The sequence below is a fragment of the Microcoleus sp. D3_18a_C4 genome, assembly GCF_036702415.1.
Taxonomy (GTDB): domain Bacteria; phylum Cyanobacteriota; class Cyanobacteriia; order Cyanobacteriales; family Microcoleaceae; genus Microcoleus.
This window is the reverse complement of sequence record NZ_JAUBTI010000064.1, coordinates 1-14,464: the sequence shown is the minus strand read 5'-3', so window position 1 is coordinate 14,464 and position 14,464 is coordinate 1. Positions and strand designations below refer to the sequence as shown.

General features: G+C 46.2%; 7 protein-coding genes and 1 pseudogene. 5 read left to right on the top strand and 3 right to left on the bottom strand.

Annotation, left to right across the window (positions count from 1 at the left end; translation table 11 throughout):
- Nucleotides 1-24: 24 nt before the first annotated feature.
- Nucleotides 25-2,802, bottom strand: a complete 2,778-nt coding sequence (locus QUB16_RS22830) for a polysaccharide biosynthesis protein (RefSeq protein WP_333319650.1) — start codon at nucleotides 2,800-2,802, stop codon at nucleotides 25-27.
- 457 nt (nucleotides 2,803-3,259) lie between these two features.
- Here QUB16_RS22830 and QUB16_RS22825 point away from each other — a divergent pair, with 457 nt between their 5' ends.
- From QUB16_RS22825 to QUB16_RS22815, 3 genes and pseudogenes are all read left to right on the top strand, one after another.
- Nucleotides 3,260-4,363, top strand: a complete 1,104-nt coding sequence (locus tag QUB16_RS22825; RefSeq protein WP_333319648.1) for an RNA-guided endonuclease TnpB family protein — start codon at nucleotides 3,260-3,262, stop codon at nucleotides 4,361-4,363.
- Between the two features lie 86 nt (nucleotides 4,364-4,449).
- Nucleotides 4,450-4,701, top strand: a pseudogene (locus QUB16_RS33650) (transposase); the annotation flags it as partial.
- Between the two features lie 82 nt (nucleotides 4,702-4,783).
- The gene (locus QUB16_RS22815; protein WP_333319647.1) at nucleotides 4,784-7,000 is read left to right on the top strand and encodes a polysaccharide biosynthesis tyrosine autokinase; all 2,217 of its coding nucleotides are present in this window, start codon (nucleotides 4,784-4,786) and stop codon (nucleotides 6,998-7,000) included.
- Nucleotides 7,001-7,020: 20 nt separating this feature from the next.
- Here the strand turns inward: QUB16_RS22815 and QUB16_RS22810 are convergent, their stop codons facing one another.
- Nucleotides 7,021-10,428 (bottom strand): PAS domain S-box protein, encoded by a 3,408-nt coding sequence (locus tag QUB16_RS22810; protein ID WP_333319645.1) that lies wholly within the window; start codon nucleotides 10,426-10,428, stop codon nucleotides 7,021-7,023.
- A 119-nt stretch (nucleotides 10,429-10,547) separates the two neighbouring features.
- Nucleotides 10,548-11,849: a transposase gene (locus QUB16_RS22805; protein WP_333319644.1), complete on the bottom strand. Its 1,302-nt coding sequence runs from the start codon at nucleotides 11,847-11,849 to the stop codon at nucleotides 10,548-10,550.
- Between the two features lie 305 nt (nucleotides 11,850-12,154).
- Between QUB16_RS22805 and QUB16_RS22800 the strand changes: the two genes are divergently transcribed.
- Both QUB16_RS22800 and QUB16_RS22795 read left to right on the top strand, forming a co-directional pair.
- Entirely contained in the window at nucleotides 12,155-13,129 is a 975-nt protein-coding gene (locus QUB16_RS22800; protein WP_333319642.1) for a LysR family transcriptional regulator, read from the top strand.
- 128 nt (nucleotides 13,130-13,257) lie between these two features.
- Entirely contained in the window at nucleotides 13,258-14,322 is a 1,065-nt protein-coding gene (locus tag QUB16_RS22795) for an anthranilate phosphoribosyltransferase family protein (RefSeq protein ID WP_333319640.1), read from the top strand.
- Nucleotides 14,323-14,464: the final 142 nt, after the last annotated feature.

Genomic DNA, 14,464 nt, shown 5'->3' with positions numbered 1-14,464 from the left:
TCAAAATTATTCACAAATGTCCCATTAACTTTTAACAGCCATAGCCCCAATCAATTTTTCTACCTTAGAGCCTTCTACAGGCTTCGAGAAAAAGTATCCCTGTCCGTAGACGCACTTCAGAGCTTTGAGCTCAGCTATTTGCCACCTCGTTTCTACTCCTGTGGCAATCATGCCCATACCTAACTCCTGAGTTATGGCAATAATTTTGTGAAAAATTTCTAAGTTGGGGTTGCTAGCATCCAGGCCGGTGACTAGAGAGCAATCTAGCTTCAAACTGTCGAATTTCCCATACTTCAGCCGCGTCAATTGGTAGAGCTGAGTTAATGATACATCACTAAGACCACAGTGGTCGATTTGTACTTGCACACCTAAAGTTTTAAGTTTGAGAAAAACAGACCCAGCCAACTCGGAATTTTCCGTCACAACATACTCAGGAATTTCTAACCTCAAACTCTGAGCATCGAGATTTGTTTCTTTCAATATTTTGGCAATCGTCTCGATTAAGTCAGCTTGGAAAAACTGTTTGCTAGTCAGATTCACGCTGACTGTTAAAGGAGCGTTAAGACGAAATTGCGACTGCCAAATCCGCATCTGGCTGCAAGCTTGCCGCAGTACCCACTCGCCAATAGGAACAATCAAGCCTGTTTCTTCTGCCGCTGGTAGGAATTCGTCTGGCCAAAGCAAACCTCGATTTGGGTGCTGCCAGCGCAATAGCGCTTCAAAACTACTAATCTTATTAGTTTCCAGGCAGACGATCGGCTGATAGTGAATCCGAAACTCCTCATTTGCCAGAGCCACTCGCAAATCATTCTCTAACTGAATAGATGCTGCACTGCTAATCTTTGCCACAGGGGTTGTTTTTTGGGCTGTAGTGGCTTGCAAATTGGCGGTTGAATACCCTGGTACGTACTCAGGAACTAACTGCTGTAACATTGAGACTATTAAAGTGGTATCATTGCGATCGCCTGCTTGACAAAGGGCTTCTATTTCCGGGTCAATATTTTCTTTCACTAGGCGGCTGGCATTGCCGAGACTCAGAATTTTTTCGTGTTTAGTGCGGTTGTATTTCTCGCCCGGAATAAACAGTTCTTCAAACAATTTTTCTCCCGGCCGCAGCCCTGTAAACGCGATTTCTATGTCTTTACCCACTTCATATCCTGAGAGCTGAATCAAATCTTTTGCTAAATCAAAAATTCTGACTGGTTCCCCCATCTCCAGCATGAATACTTCCCCGCCATTGCCGATGACTGCTGCCTGCAAAACCAGTTGAACTGCCTCGGGAATTGTCATGAAATAGCGAGTGATATCTGGATGGGTAATTGTGATCGGCCCGCCCTCAGCAATTTGTCGCTTGAAAGTAGGTACGACGCTACCTCGACTGCCAAGAACATTACCGAAACGAACCACTACAAAGGGGTTTTTGCTTTTTTTGGCTGCTTGCAGCACCAGCATTTCGGCAACTCTTTTGCTAGCTCCCATAATGCTAGTTGGATTCACCGCTTTGTCGGTGGAAATCATCACAAATTGTTGCACATTGTATTTCAATGCCAGATCCAGGAGATTTTTCGTCCCCCGCACGTTGTTAGTAATCGCTTCCGGCGGGTTTAATTCCATCATGGGTACGTGTTTGTGAGCGGCCGCATGAAAAATGATGTCTGGTCTCACTGTTAGAAAAACGTACTCTAAGCGCTCGCGAAAGCGAATATCGGCCATAAAGGCTGTCACGCGAGTAATATCTGTTGGGGTTGGGCTGGTTTTTTTGAGTTCTGACAGGGCTTTTCCTAATTCTTGTTGAATGTTGAATACAGAATTTTCTCCGTGTCCGACGATGATGATTTCCGCAGGAGCGCACTTTAATATTTGCCGACAAAGTTCGCTGCCGATGGAGCCACCCGCACCGGTAATTAGAACTTTCTTACCTCCCATCAATCCCAAGACTTTCTCAACATCGGTTTGGATGGGTTCGCGGCGGAGCAAGTCCTCAATCTGTACATCTCTGAGGCTACCTAAACTGACACGACCGTTGATGATTTCATTGAGGCCGGGGAGGGTGCTGGTTGGAATTCCAATTGACTGACAAATTTCTACGATCTCCCTAATCTCTTTTCCCGGAGCTGAGGGGATGGCAATCATAACTTTGTCGATATTTAGCGATCGAACTACCTCCGGAATGTTACAGCGATTGCCGACTACAGTCAGTCTGCCAATCTGCTTGGAGATTTTTTTGCGGTCGTCGTCTATGAAAGCGATTGGCTCTAGTCCTACCTCTGGGCTCCTCTGCATCGTTTGCATCAGAGATGTGCCTGCACTGCCCGCACCGACTATCAGGACGCGCTCGCGTTGCTGAACTTTCCACGATTTTTGGTTCCATCTTTCCAGGGCTGGAATGCTGAAACGAATCGCCGCCACTAACAAAAAGCTGATCATAGCGTCTAGTAGCGGCAGCGAGCGTGGCAGATTTGCGATCGGCGAATTATTTAGCTGGTATAGTTCTTGGAACAAGATAATTTCCCCTGCTAGGGATATACCTATCAGCATCGTTATTTGTGCCATTTCTTCCAGGCCCGCATACCGCCAGTAACGCTTGTAGAAGCCGCCGGCATAAAATACTATAAGTTTGACTGCTACAAATAATACTGTAACTACCGCTAGGCTCTGTAAGTAGGGAGTCAGATCCAATATGCCATCTAAACGAATTTCCAAGGCCAGTAACGGTGCGATCGCAAAACAAATTGCATCGATTATCAAAAAATGACGGGTTCTTAATCCCACCAACACTTTGCTAATTTTTTTTCTGATCATATTCTTCCGACCCTATTAGACAACAACTTTACCGTAAGTAGATCGAGTACCTAATGTTGAGGTAGTTTTTTATACCACACTCTCCCCTGAAATTAATCAACCTTTTAATCGTCGGGCCTAACTCAAGTGATATTATGGTTAAGGAGAGATTATCAAGAATATGTCCCGTCTCTTGATTTCATTTGGGAGAGGATTTTTTCAGCTAAAATTTATAGATGCCACCTTATTGCTGCGTCTATCTTCTCCTACTACTGGTTCGATCGCTCAGAACTTTACAATTATTTACATAATTTCACCCAAAAATATTTCTCTAGGGGGATGGCCAACGATATATGTGTTAAAACTATGACAGTGCTTGACTTAAGTGATACAGTGGATATCCTCAATAATGAGCAAGACTTAAGTGCCAAATAGTTCGCTAAACTTATCCATACTTAATCGCCCTTGAGGAAGTTCTATGTTTGCCGTTAAACGAGCGCTAAAATTGAATAACAACGAAGCGACTTTGATGGCAAGACACGCAGGATTCCGGCGTGTAGTATTTAATTTTGGATTAAGCCTGCGAACTCAAATGTATAGTGAGGGGAAATTTACCGACTCGAAGGTAATCAACGAAGTCAAAAAAGTTCTTACCAACTACGTCAAGAAAAAGCCTGAATTCGGCTGGATGAACCAGTTGTCTAGTCGAGTTTACCAAAATGCGTTGATCGATCTAAAAGATGCGTTTAGTCGGTATCGATCTGGGAAAGCAGGTCATCCAAGATTCGCTAGTCGCCGAGACGGTCAATCTTTTACAGTCGATTCGTCTAACGGAAAAGTTCTACTAAGCGCTGGCAACACCATAAAGATTCCTACCTTGGGAACTTTTCGGCTCTACGAAGCCCTAGAATGCGGTTACGTGTCTCAAACTTTTACGATTTCAAAAGAAGGAAGTCGTTGGTTTGTTTCCTTCTGTGTTGATGCCGAACGTTTACCAGTTCAACAGTCTCAGGCATCCGTGGGAATCGATGTGGGCATTAAATATGCGGCCACGCTGTCAAACCAGCAGGTCTTTGATGCACCAAAACCCTTAAAAGCCCGTGCGAAAACCAAACTTGCTACTTTGCAGCGCCAAGCCTCAAAACAGGTAAAAGGCTCCCAAAACCAACGCAAAACCTATAATAAGATCAGCAGACTCCACGCGCGGATAGCTTGCATTCGCCTAGATTTTCTTCACAAGTTAACAACTCCCACCGCCCAAAATTTCAAGCTAATTAAGATTGAAGACTTGAATATAAAAGGCATGATGGCGAATCACAAGTTAGCTGGGGCAATATCAGATATAGGATTTTACGAATTCAAACGCCAACTTGATTACAAGTGCAAAATGTATGGAGCAACTTTAGTGCTGGTAGATCAATGGTTCCCTAGCTCTAAAACCTGTTCTAATTGTGGCCATAAAAAAGATATGCCACTAAGCGTTCGGACTTTTGACTGTCCTGCTTGTGGGAGATCTTTAGATCGTGATGTGAATGCGAGTTTAAATATTTTAAACTGGGAACCCAAGGCTATTGGGGGATAGCCTACTTATCTTGGGATTAGCCGTCTACCCAACAGCGTAGGAAGTGAACTCGAATTGTGTCTAAAAATGAGTTTAGACAAGTTTAGATAAGTTTTACAAAGCAGACAAAGGCGATCGCACATCGTCGCATCCTTCGCGATCTACGTGGGCGAGGTATCATAAATATCCGTTTTACCATCCCACGACTTTCAAAGGAACTACGTCGCGATCCTTTTATCCGTGAAATCTACCGTCAACGCAATATAGTTGAATCTGCTATCAACCGACTCAAGCAATGGAGACGTATTGCTACCCGATATGAGAAATTGGCTGGAAATTATACAGCCATGATTACGCTCGCCTTTGTCTGTTGTGGTTATAGTTTGAACACACGCCCTAGGGTGTTAGAGTTTACAAAAAATCATTTTTCTGGAGTAACAGATGGAATCAACTGAAAGTGGTATCGGATTTCCGGAATACTGGCAGATTCTCAAGCGCCGGTGGCTGCCAGCCTTAGCTGTATTTGCCTCGGTTGTGGCACTCACCACCTACGCCACGCTGAAGGAAAAAGCAGTTTATGAAGCAGAAGGAAAGCTGTTATTTAAGAAAACAACTGCTGGCTCTGCTTTAACAGAATTGGGAAAAGAAATTGGACAGTTGACTCCGGCGGCGGAGCAAAGTAACCCTCTGACTACCGAGATCGAACTGATTCGTTCTCTAGAAAATGTTGAAAAAACGATAAATAGGCTTCAGTTAAAAGACGAAACAAATAATCCTGTGAAAACAAAAGAGGTTTTAAAGAAACTGACAGTAGCTACTATTCGGGGAGCTGATATCCTAACGGTTTCATACAAACACCAAAACCCAAAAGTAGCAGCCGATGTCGTAAAAACCCTGATGAATTTTTATATAGATAACAATCAAAAAGTGAATCGCCTAGAAGCTGTGTCTGTTCGACAGTTTATTGAAAAAAAACTGCCTAATTCCGACCAAGCTATGCGGAAAGCAGCGGCAGAATTGAGCAAATTTAAAGAAGAGAATAAAGTCGTAAATCTTGAAGAAGAAGCTAAATCAGCCGTGGCAGTTATGGCAGGACTAGAAAGTCAAATCGACCAAGCTAAGTCGGATTTGCTCAATGCCAGTGCTAAGTCCAAAGCATTTGAATACGAGTTACAAATGAATCCCCAGCAAGCATTGACCGCCAGCACCCTCAGCCAATCTAGCACTGTGCAGGAAGCTCTGAAAGAGTACAAACAAATAGAGCGGCAGTTAGCAATTGAGCAAAATCGCTACCTGGACAATTCGCCTATAATAACTAGGTTAGAAAATAAGAAAGCTACGATGAAAGCTTTACTAGACAAACAAATACAACAAGTTTTAGGCGGGGATCAGCCGTTGCAAAATCAAAGTTTACAGATAGGAGATGTGAAACCAAAACTAATCGAAGAATTTATCAAGGTAGATGTAGAACGCCAGGGTTTGGCTGAGCGAGTTACTATTCTCTCAAATGCTCTAGCTGCTTACAAGCAGCGGGTAAAAGTTTTGCCTAAGCTAGAGAAGGAAAAGCGGGAACTGGAAAGAAAACTCCAAGAAGCCGAAGCTGATTATCAGGAATTGCAAAAAAAACTCCAGGAAATTCGGATTACTGAAAATCAGCAAGTGGGGAATGCTCGGATTATCCAAAATCCGAGTGTCCCTGAAGAACCAGTGCGTTCTCGCAAGTCTTTATTGCTGGTATCTGGCGGCTTGTTGGGAACTCTGCTGGCTATAGCTGCGGCGCTGCTTTTAGAGTCTCAAGATAAGTCCGTGAAAACTATTGAAGAGGCGAGGGAATTATTTGGGTTTACTTTGTTGGGAGTGATTCCTTTTCATAAAAAGTCTGAAAAAAATCCTCGGCGCAAGGCCTGGCGGCTTAAATCTACTTCCCTGGATTTAGAGGCATCTCCCCGACAGATTGTTGTTAGAGATAATCCTCATACTTCGAGCAGTGCTGCTTACCGAATGCTTCAGGCAAATCTGAGGTTCCTGAGTTCGGATAAAGAGCTGAAAGTGATTGTTGTCAGTAGTTCGCTACCGCAAGAAGGCAAGTCTACTGTATCGGCTAATTTGGCTGTAGCTATAGCTCAATTAGGACGGAAGGTTTTGCTGGTAGATGCGGATATGCACTGTCCAGTTCAACATCGGATTTGGGAACTTCCCAATCAAGTAGGCTTGAGCAATGTGATAGTCGGACAAGCTGGGTTTGGGGATGCGATCGCCCAAGTCATGGATAATTTAGATATACTCACTTGCGGAGTAATTCCGCCTAATCCAATGGCTCTGTTGGACTCCCAGCGGCTCACTTTATTAATTAAGCAATTTTCGGCTACTTATGATGCCGTGATCGTTGATGCTCCTTCTCTGAATGTTGCTGCTGATGCTCTGATTCTGGGGAATAAAGCAGATGGGATTTTATTGGTTGTGCGACCTGGAGTTCTTCATTCTGGTACTGTGGCTTTTGCGAAGGAGCTATTGAAGAAATCAAGCCAACACGTTCTGGGCTTAGTGGTAAATGGAGTAAGTCCTAAAAACGAACCGCACAGCCATTACTATTTTACCAATGAATCTTACGCTCAAGAGCAAAGTTCTGGCATCAATAAAATAACGAATAACCAGTAACCAATAACAAAAGTTAACAGTTAACTGTTGACTTTTGTTATTGGCAGCCGCACTCCGAAAGTCGAGCCGAGTCCTTCCCCAGGACTTTCGGCCCAGACAGTCCCGCCGTGGAGTTCCACGAGATGGCGGACGATCGCCAATCCCAGTCCCAGCCCGCCGTAATTGCGCGTAGAAGTGCTGTCAGCTTGGCGGAAGCGATCGAACACAAACGGCAAAAACTCCTTGCTAATGCCAATTCCCGTATCGCTGACAACGATCGAAACAGAGTGAACCGGAGACGGCCCAGACAAGAGGGCGCCACCCGCTGCTCCCGGTTCCCCATCCTCCGAGAGCCTTATTTCCACGCGACCCGACGGCGGCGTAAACTTAATAGCATTCGAGAGCAAATTAGACACCACCTGCTGCAAACGAGTAGCATCGCCCCTCACCGAGCTCACCCCTTCGCTGCAAAAACTCACCAATTCAATTCCCCTAGCTTCAGCCTCAAGGCTCAGCGCCTTCACGGCCATTTCTACAATCCGTGCCAAATCCACCGGGAACAGCTTCAAACACACTTTGCCGCTCACAATCCGGGAAACGTCGAGCAAATCCTCAATCATCTGAGTCTGCAACCGCGCGTTTCGCTCAATAGTCTCCAAACCCACAGCCGTTTTTTCAGCACTCATCTGGCGCTGCCGCAGCATCTGGGCCCAGCCCAAAATCGCGTTCAGAGGCGTCCGCAACTCGTGAGAAAGCGTTCCCAAAAACTGGTCTTTAATCCGGTTGGCCTCGGCTGCTTCCCGGTAAAGCCGCGCATTGTCGATCGCCACCGCCGCATCCCGCGCCAAATCCTCCAGCAAAACCAAATCGCTCTCCCCGCAGCGGCGGCCCGACTCCCCGCACAGCAGCGAAATCGCTCCCAGCGTCCGCCCGCGAGCGATCAGCGGCACGCAGATTGCCGACAGCACCTGGGATTGGGATCGCAGCACCAACTGCAGTTCCCTGTCGGGCACAACCGCCTCGATCACCCATTCCGGTATTTCTGCGTATAGCTTCGACTCCCCAGTCCGCAGCACCTTTGCTACTCCGTGCCGTCCCTGGGGGTCTAGCGGCATACGCCGATCGATTTGCCACAGCAGAGCGACTTTGCTCGGATCTGAATGAGCAACTGCGTGCAAGCGGATCGAGCCGTCGGCATCGAGCAAATGCACGCAGCACCAATCCCCCAGCGCCGGTACTGTTAAATCTGCCAAACCTTGCAGCGCCTCCTCGTAATCCAGGGAAGCCGACGACAGCACAGCCAAAGCTTGAGCGCGAAAATAGGCTGTTTGGGTCGCTCGCTGGCGATCGTCAATATCCGTACAAGTCCCGAACCACTTGATAATTTTCCCCTCAGCATCCCGCACGGGCAATGCCCTGCCCAGATGCCAGCGGTAAGCCCCGTCAGATGCCCGTTTAAAGCGGTATTCCACCTCGTAAGTCCTCCCCGTCTGCACGGAGGTCTTCCAGCGTTCTAGGCAGTTTTCCACGTCATCTGGATGCAAAACTGGCTGCCACCCCCAGCCTTGAGTTTCCTCCAGCGTCAAGCCCGTATATTCAAACCAGCGCTGGTTGTAGTAGTCCAGCCAGCCGTCGGCTGTGGCAGTCCAAACTATTTGCGGGATGGCTTCAGCGAGGACGCGGTACAACTGTTCGCTGGCTTCGGCTTGGCGACGGGCAGCCTGTTCCCTGGCCAAGGCTAGGTTCCGCTGTTCTTCGGCCTCTTTGCGAGCGGTAATGTCGCTAATCACGCCGATCCATTTGCAGGGATTGCCTTGTTTGTCAAGCACTGCTTTGCCCCGATCGATCCAATAGAGCAAGCCGCCCCGTTGGCACTGAACCCGGTATTCCTGAAAAAATGGGGTGGCAGAACTGTCGGGCGCACTCAAATACCGATCGACCGCGGCTAAAACTCGATCGCGGTCGATCGGGTGCAAGATACTGTTCCAAGCTGCTCTTGTCCTCGGAAATCCGCCTTTTTCGTACTCCAAATGTTGGTCTACGTGACCGAACCACAGCACGATCCCGGTTTCGATATCCCATTCGTAAATCAAATCGCTGGCACTTTCTGCCGCAATCCGAAACCGCTCTTCAGACTGTCGCAGCACTTCCAGAAATTTAAAGCGTTCCGTCACGTCCAAAACCAGAGACAGCACCGATATCAACTGTCCCGAATCGCTGTAAAAAGCCGAATTGTACCATTCGCAGTGTACCAACGAACCCGACTTATTATAATTGCTGTTGCGAACTACATTGCAGCGATTTTCTGGTTGGTTTAAACTATAAATTGCCGATTTTACCTCTTCAAAATCGCCCTTAGAAATAAAGTTCCATTCGCTAAAATGCTTGCCTAACACTTCTATTTTTTCCCACCCAAAAATCTTCTCGGCCGCCGGCGACCACCCGCTGAGACGAAAATTTTTATCCCACTCAATCACCGCTAGGGGCGTATTTTCAAAATGAGAAGTGAGTTTTTGCAGCGCCTCGCGCAGGGATGATTCTACTTGCTTGCGCTTAGTAATATCGCCAAAAGAAATAGCAATCCCGTCGCCCAATTTAACGGTCATAATCCGAAACCAGCCGACAATGCCTTCGTTGTTGTAATAAATCTCGGTATCGAGGGTAATTCCTGTTTCTACAACTTGCACGTAACGGTCGAACAAACCGCTATCTTTATGCCCCGGCAGCACTTGCAGCAATCGCTTGCCGATTAATTCGTCCGGGGTACTATGCTGAATTTTTGCCGCTGCGGGATTGACGTATTCCCATTCAAAATCCACAATTGTGGATTCGTCGCGAATGCTGCGGAATACGTTAAATCCGTCTAGAGATAATTCCTGAAAAACGCGGAAGCGTTCTTCGCTTTCTTGCAGCTTGCCTACAGTGTCAAGCAGGAGATCCTCGACTCGCTCGCGCTGCGTTATTTCTGCAAGCAATTGCTGGTTAATTTGCTGGAGTTCGGTTGTGAGGGAGGGGACGGAATTTGTAATAACAGAGTCGGCTTGCAGTCGCTCGACCTTTTCAGATTCCAGCGCCGTATTTCCTGGAAAAGACGCCGCCCCAGCCCAAGCCAACACTGGAGGAACCCAGGGTATCAGGGACGCTACAGCCCACAAAGAGATGATAGCGGTAACGGCGGCGATCGAACTTGACAGCCAGTAGCTGGGATGCACCAGCATCCAAACTTGCATCAAGTGAGTTGTCCCGCCGCAGAAAAACCAGGCTCCCAATAGGAGAAACCCCTTGCTCAAAGGCACGTCTCGCTGCTTGCGGGCATAGTATGTCAGAATTGCTGGAATTGAATAATAAGCCAAGGCAATTAACACATCGCTGACGGCGTGCAGTCCCATCAACTGGGGTTGCCACTGGCAACAGCCATCTTGCGGAATAAAATTGTGGTTAAATGACATAATCTTAATAAATGCTTAATAAATTGCAGCATTTCGGCTTTCCTGTGCGATCGATCCTAGTTGCACTTGTGTTGCTGACCCGCTAATTTCTAGTTTATAGCTTGTAAAAGTATAGTCATTTATTGGATGACGTGGGAGGCATGAAGTCCCTCCCCTTTCACTTTCACTTCGAGCGGATTAACCCGCCTTGGCTGAACTACGCAGCTCCCTATCCCATTGCTAAAAGCATTTGGGATTGCTTTTCTTAAGATATTATAAGAGCCATTAACATCGGCGTTAATTAATCGACCGCTCGATGTTTTGTACAATCCTCTCTTAATTCGTTTACCACTAAACAAGACATAATCAGCACCATTCTCCCCGTAAACAGGAATCGGGTCTAAATTCAGGAAACTGGATTGAGAAGTATATGATTCTTCCTGCACCATCACTCTTATTCCAACCAATGCCGCCTTATATTCCAACATCTCAATCAATCGAGCATGAGGAACTGTTACGAAGTTCTGATTAGTTTGTTTCCCCAAATTAATCTCGTTTTTCCATTCTACATTTTTACCAATTATCAGAGTCCCAATCTTTCGTTCTCTTAAAATATTGATGATGTCACGACTCGATGAGTGCAAGTAATTATCGATTTTCTGGTTTCGACAACGAGTTAGGCGTTGAATGCGTGATGAGGTTTTACGCCGACCTTTTAATTGAGATTGTAGATGTGCTTTACGCTTGTTATAGAATTGATTAATTGATTTCATTGGTCGCCCGTTAATCAGTAAAGGAAGAAATCCCGGCTGATTTGAAGTTAACGCCACTAAATTATTCAATCCTAAATCAATACTAGCTATAGACTGTTTTTGGTTTTCATTGAAGGTGGACTCCGGTTCACTTCGACTGGGATCAGTACAAGCATTATAAATTACCTCTATTACATAGGAATCGCATTTGGGAACCAATCTAACTTGACAAATCTGCTCTGGTTTTACCTGGGTTTTAATTAAAATATTAGTACCTGAAAGCTTGATAATTCCTTTATTCAATTGCTTGCTACTAATCGCCTGCATCGTATAAATGACAATATTTCGTCCTTTGATTTTATCTTTGTACTTGGGGATTTTTGGGCGTCCCTTAAATTGTGTGGACTCAGTTTTGTAAACTTTAATGGCTTCAAAAAAACCTTGCCAATTCTTGTCCAATCTCATCAATATTTGTTGACTTACCTTTGCTGGTAACGCGTTATATGCTGGATGAGATTTCATCAACCGATCCATTTTGTTGTAATTGAGATATCCCCATCCATATATAAAGTTTTGGCGGATAACGTAGTTGGCAGCATTGTAGAGATTTTTTGATTGAAAGGCTAATTTATCGATCGGAGCGAAACGATGTTCTGTGGATTTAATGATGTGTCTCTCTGCTAGTTGCATTCAGACTCTCCATTTTTTAACGAGCGCAATCATTCTCTCAGTTGATCTTCCTGACTATATGATACTACCATTGCTTACTACTGTTTACAAACTTAATAAAGTTTTATAATACACAAAGAAACAGCCAAGCATCCCGCATCTTTCTGACGGGGCAGTGTCAATTGCTAATGCCTTGGCTTGTCTAGCCCCAGAATCAAAACTAATCGGTACCTGTATCAAAGTGTACTAAACTCTTCTACTAAATCGGTTAATGTCACAGATTATATTCCTGTAAAATTTCTGAAACCATCTCGAATTAAACATCCATGCGCTTAGAGCAGCTTCAAGCATTTCTTTCAGTTGCTGAAACTGGTAGCTTTCAGCAAGCGGCCCGGAAGTGTGGCGTTACCCAATCGACTATTAGCCGCCAAGTGCAGGGATTAGAAGCGGAAGTGGGTTTGTCGCTGTTTCACCGCACCGCCCACGCGAAACTGACTGTGGGAGGGGAATGCCTGCTACCTCACGCTCGCAAAATCTGTCAGACTTGGCGAAATGCTGCTGAAGAATTGGGAGACTTACGGGCGGGAAAGCAGCCGGAACTTTGCGTGGCTGCGATTCACTCGGTTTGCGCTGCTTATTTGCCGCCTGTGCTGCAAAAGTTTTGCCGCGACTATCCAGACGTGCAATTGCGGGTGACTGCCCTCGGTAGCGATCGAGCTCTGAAAGTTCTCAAAGACGGTTTGGTGGACATAGCGGTGGTGATGAACAACCGCCATTTTACTCAAGCCCCGGAAATGTTGGTTGAGGTGCTCTACAATGAGCCGATCGAGGTGTTGATGGCGGCGGGTCATCCCCTGGCCCAGTACGATCGAGTACCTTGGCCGGAATTGATTTGTTACCCGCAAGTGGTGTTTAAGGACGGGTACGGAATGCAGCGGATGGTGCAAGAACAATTTGGACGCATGGGTGCTAAACTTCATGCTGTTTTGGAACTCAACACTCTTGATGCTTTTCGGGGTGTGGTGCGACAGGGAGAATTGATTGCTTTGCTGCCGCATTCAGCTTTGGTGGACGCCAAGGGCGATCGCACTTTAGCTATTCGGTCGATCGCCCCAGATCGGTCAAATTCCAAGGTTTCGACGATCGGTCAATTGGCAGCAGATCCCACTTGGACTCGCGAAGTCGTGTTGGTGACAACTCACGATCGAATGCAAATTCCGCCGATCGCCCATTTCTGGAATCTGGTACGCGAATTTGTGCCGCCATTTGATTTAATCAAGCTAGAAAAATCAGGGACTTAATTCGATAATTTTGAACGGAATTTTGGGAATTTTAAATTGAAACTGATTCAAATCTTACCAATTACTAACTACCAATTACCAATTACCAATTACTAACTACAAACTACCAATTACCAACTTCAAAAGTTATGAGTGACGCATTTAGAGAATTGCTGCGAAAAATTGGCAGCGGAGTACACACAGGAGAAAACTTAACTCGCTCCGAAGCAGCAGCAGCCACGCGGATGATGCTACTCCAAGAAGCAACACCGGCTCAAATCGGAGCTTTTATGATTTCCCACCGCATTAAACGGCCCACTGGGGAAGAATTAGCCGGAATGCTCGATGCTTATGAAGAATTGGGCCCTATGCTTGCCCCCCCAAACCGAGAAAAAGGGTTTGCCGTCTCTACCGTCGCCGTGTTTGGTGTTGCTTACGACGGGCGATCGCGCACGGCTCCAATTAGCCCTTTAACGGCCCTAATTTTAGCCGCCTCTGGCGTCCCAACCATCATGCACGGGGGGGATACCATGCCAACCAAGGAAGGCATTCCCCTGATTGAAATTTGGCGCGGTTTGGGCGTTGACTGGAGAAAACTGAGTTTAGAAAAAGTCCAGCAAGTTTTTGACAAGACGGGTTTGGGTTTTGTTTACCTTCCCAAGCATTTTCCTCAAGCCGCCGCTTTAGTTCCCTACCGGCGCGAAATTGGAAAACGGCCACCTTTTTCGACAATGGAGTTGATGTGGTGTCCCTGTACCGGCGACGTTAACGTTATATCGGGCTACGTCCACCCGCCCACAGAAGGTATGTTTCAAAAAGCCTTTGAGCTGCGCGGAATCAAAAATTATACCACAGTCAAAGGATTGGAGGGAAGCTGCGATTTGCCGCGCGATCGTACTGCGATTATCGGCATTGCTAAGCCGGATGCCGAGTTTGAACGAGTGCTTTTAGCCCACGGAGAGTACGGTTTTAGCAGCACAAATCCAGCCTTGGAATCAACCTCTGAGTTATTAAAACAAATGCAGGAAGTGTTGCTGGGAAAACCCTCGGAATTGATGCAATCTGCTATCTGGAACGGCGGATTTTATCTGTGGCGCAGCGGAGTTTGTTTGGATGTGAACTCGGCTTTAATTGAGGCCGAAACTTTACTCAGCAGCGGTCAAGTTGTTCAAAAACTTGAGGAAGTTAGCCAAGCCGTTAGTGTTTTGAGTTGAGAATGACAGTTGACAGTTGACAGTTGACAGTTGACCGTTAACTACTGACTACTGACTACTGACTACTAGGGCGTCGGTTCAGTATCAGGAGTTGACAAAACAGACGGGAAATGATATGTGAATTGAGAAGCCTGTTAAATTC

Bases quoted from the DNA above. Each gene is read 5' to 3' on its own strand.
- QUB16_RS22810 (WP_333319645.1), bottom strand. From the start codon at position 10,428: ATGTCATTTAACCACAATTTTATTCCGCAAGATGGCTGTTGCCAGTGG.
- QUB16_RS22800 (WP_333319642.1), top strand. From the start codon at position 12,155: ATGCGCTTAGAGCAGCTTCAAGCATTTCTTTCAGTTGCTGAAACTGGT.
- QUB16_RS22795 (WP_333319640.1), top strand. From the start codon at position 13,258: ATGAGTGACGCATTTAGAGAATTGCTGCGAAAAATTGGCAGCGGAGTA.
- QUB16_RS22830 (WP_333319650.1), bottom strand. From the start codon at position 2,802: ATGATCAGAAAAAAAATTAGCAAAGTGTTGGTGGGATTAAGAACCCGT.
- QUB16_RS22815 (WP_333319647.1), top strand. From the start codon at position 4,784: ATGGAATCAACTGAAAGTGGTATCGGATTTCCGGAATACTGGCAGATT.
- QUB16_RS22805 (WP_333319644.1), bottom strand. From the start codon at position 11,849: ATGCAACTAGCAGAGAGACACATCATTAAATCCACAGAACATCGTTTC.
- QUB16_RS22825 (WP_333319648.1), top strand. From the start codon at position 3,260: ATGTTTGCCGTTAAACGAGCGCTAAAATTGAATAACAACGAAGCGACT.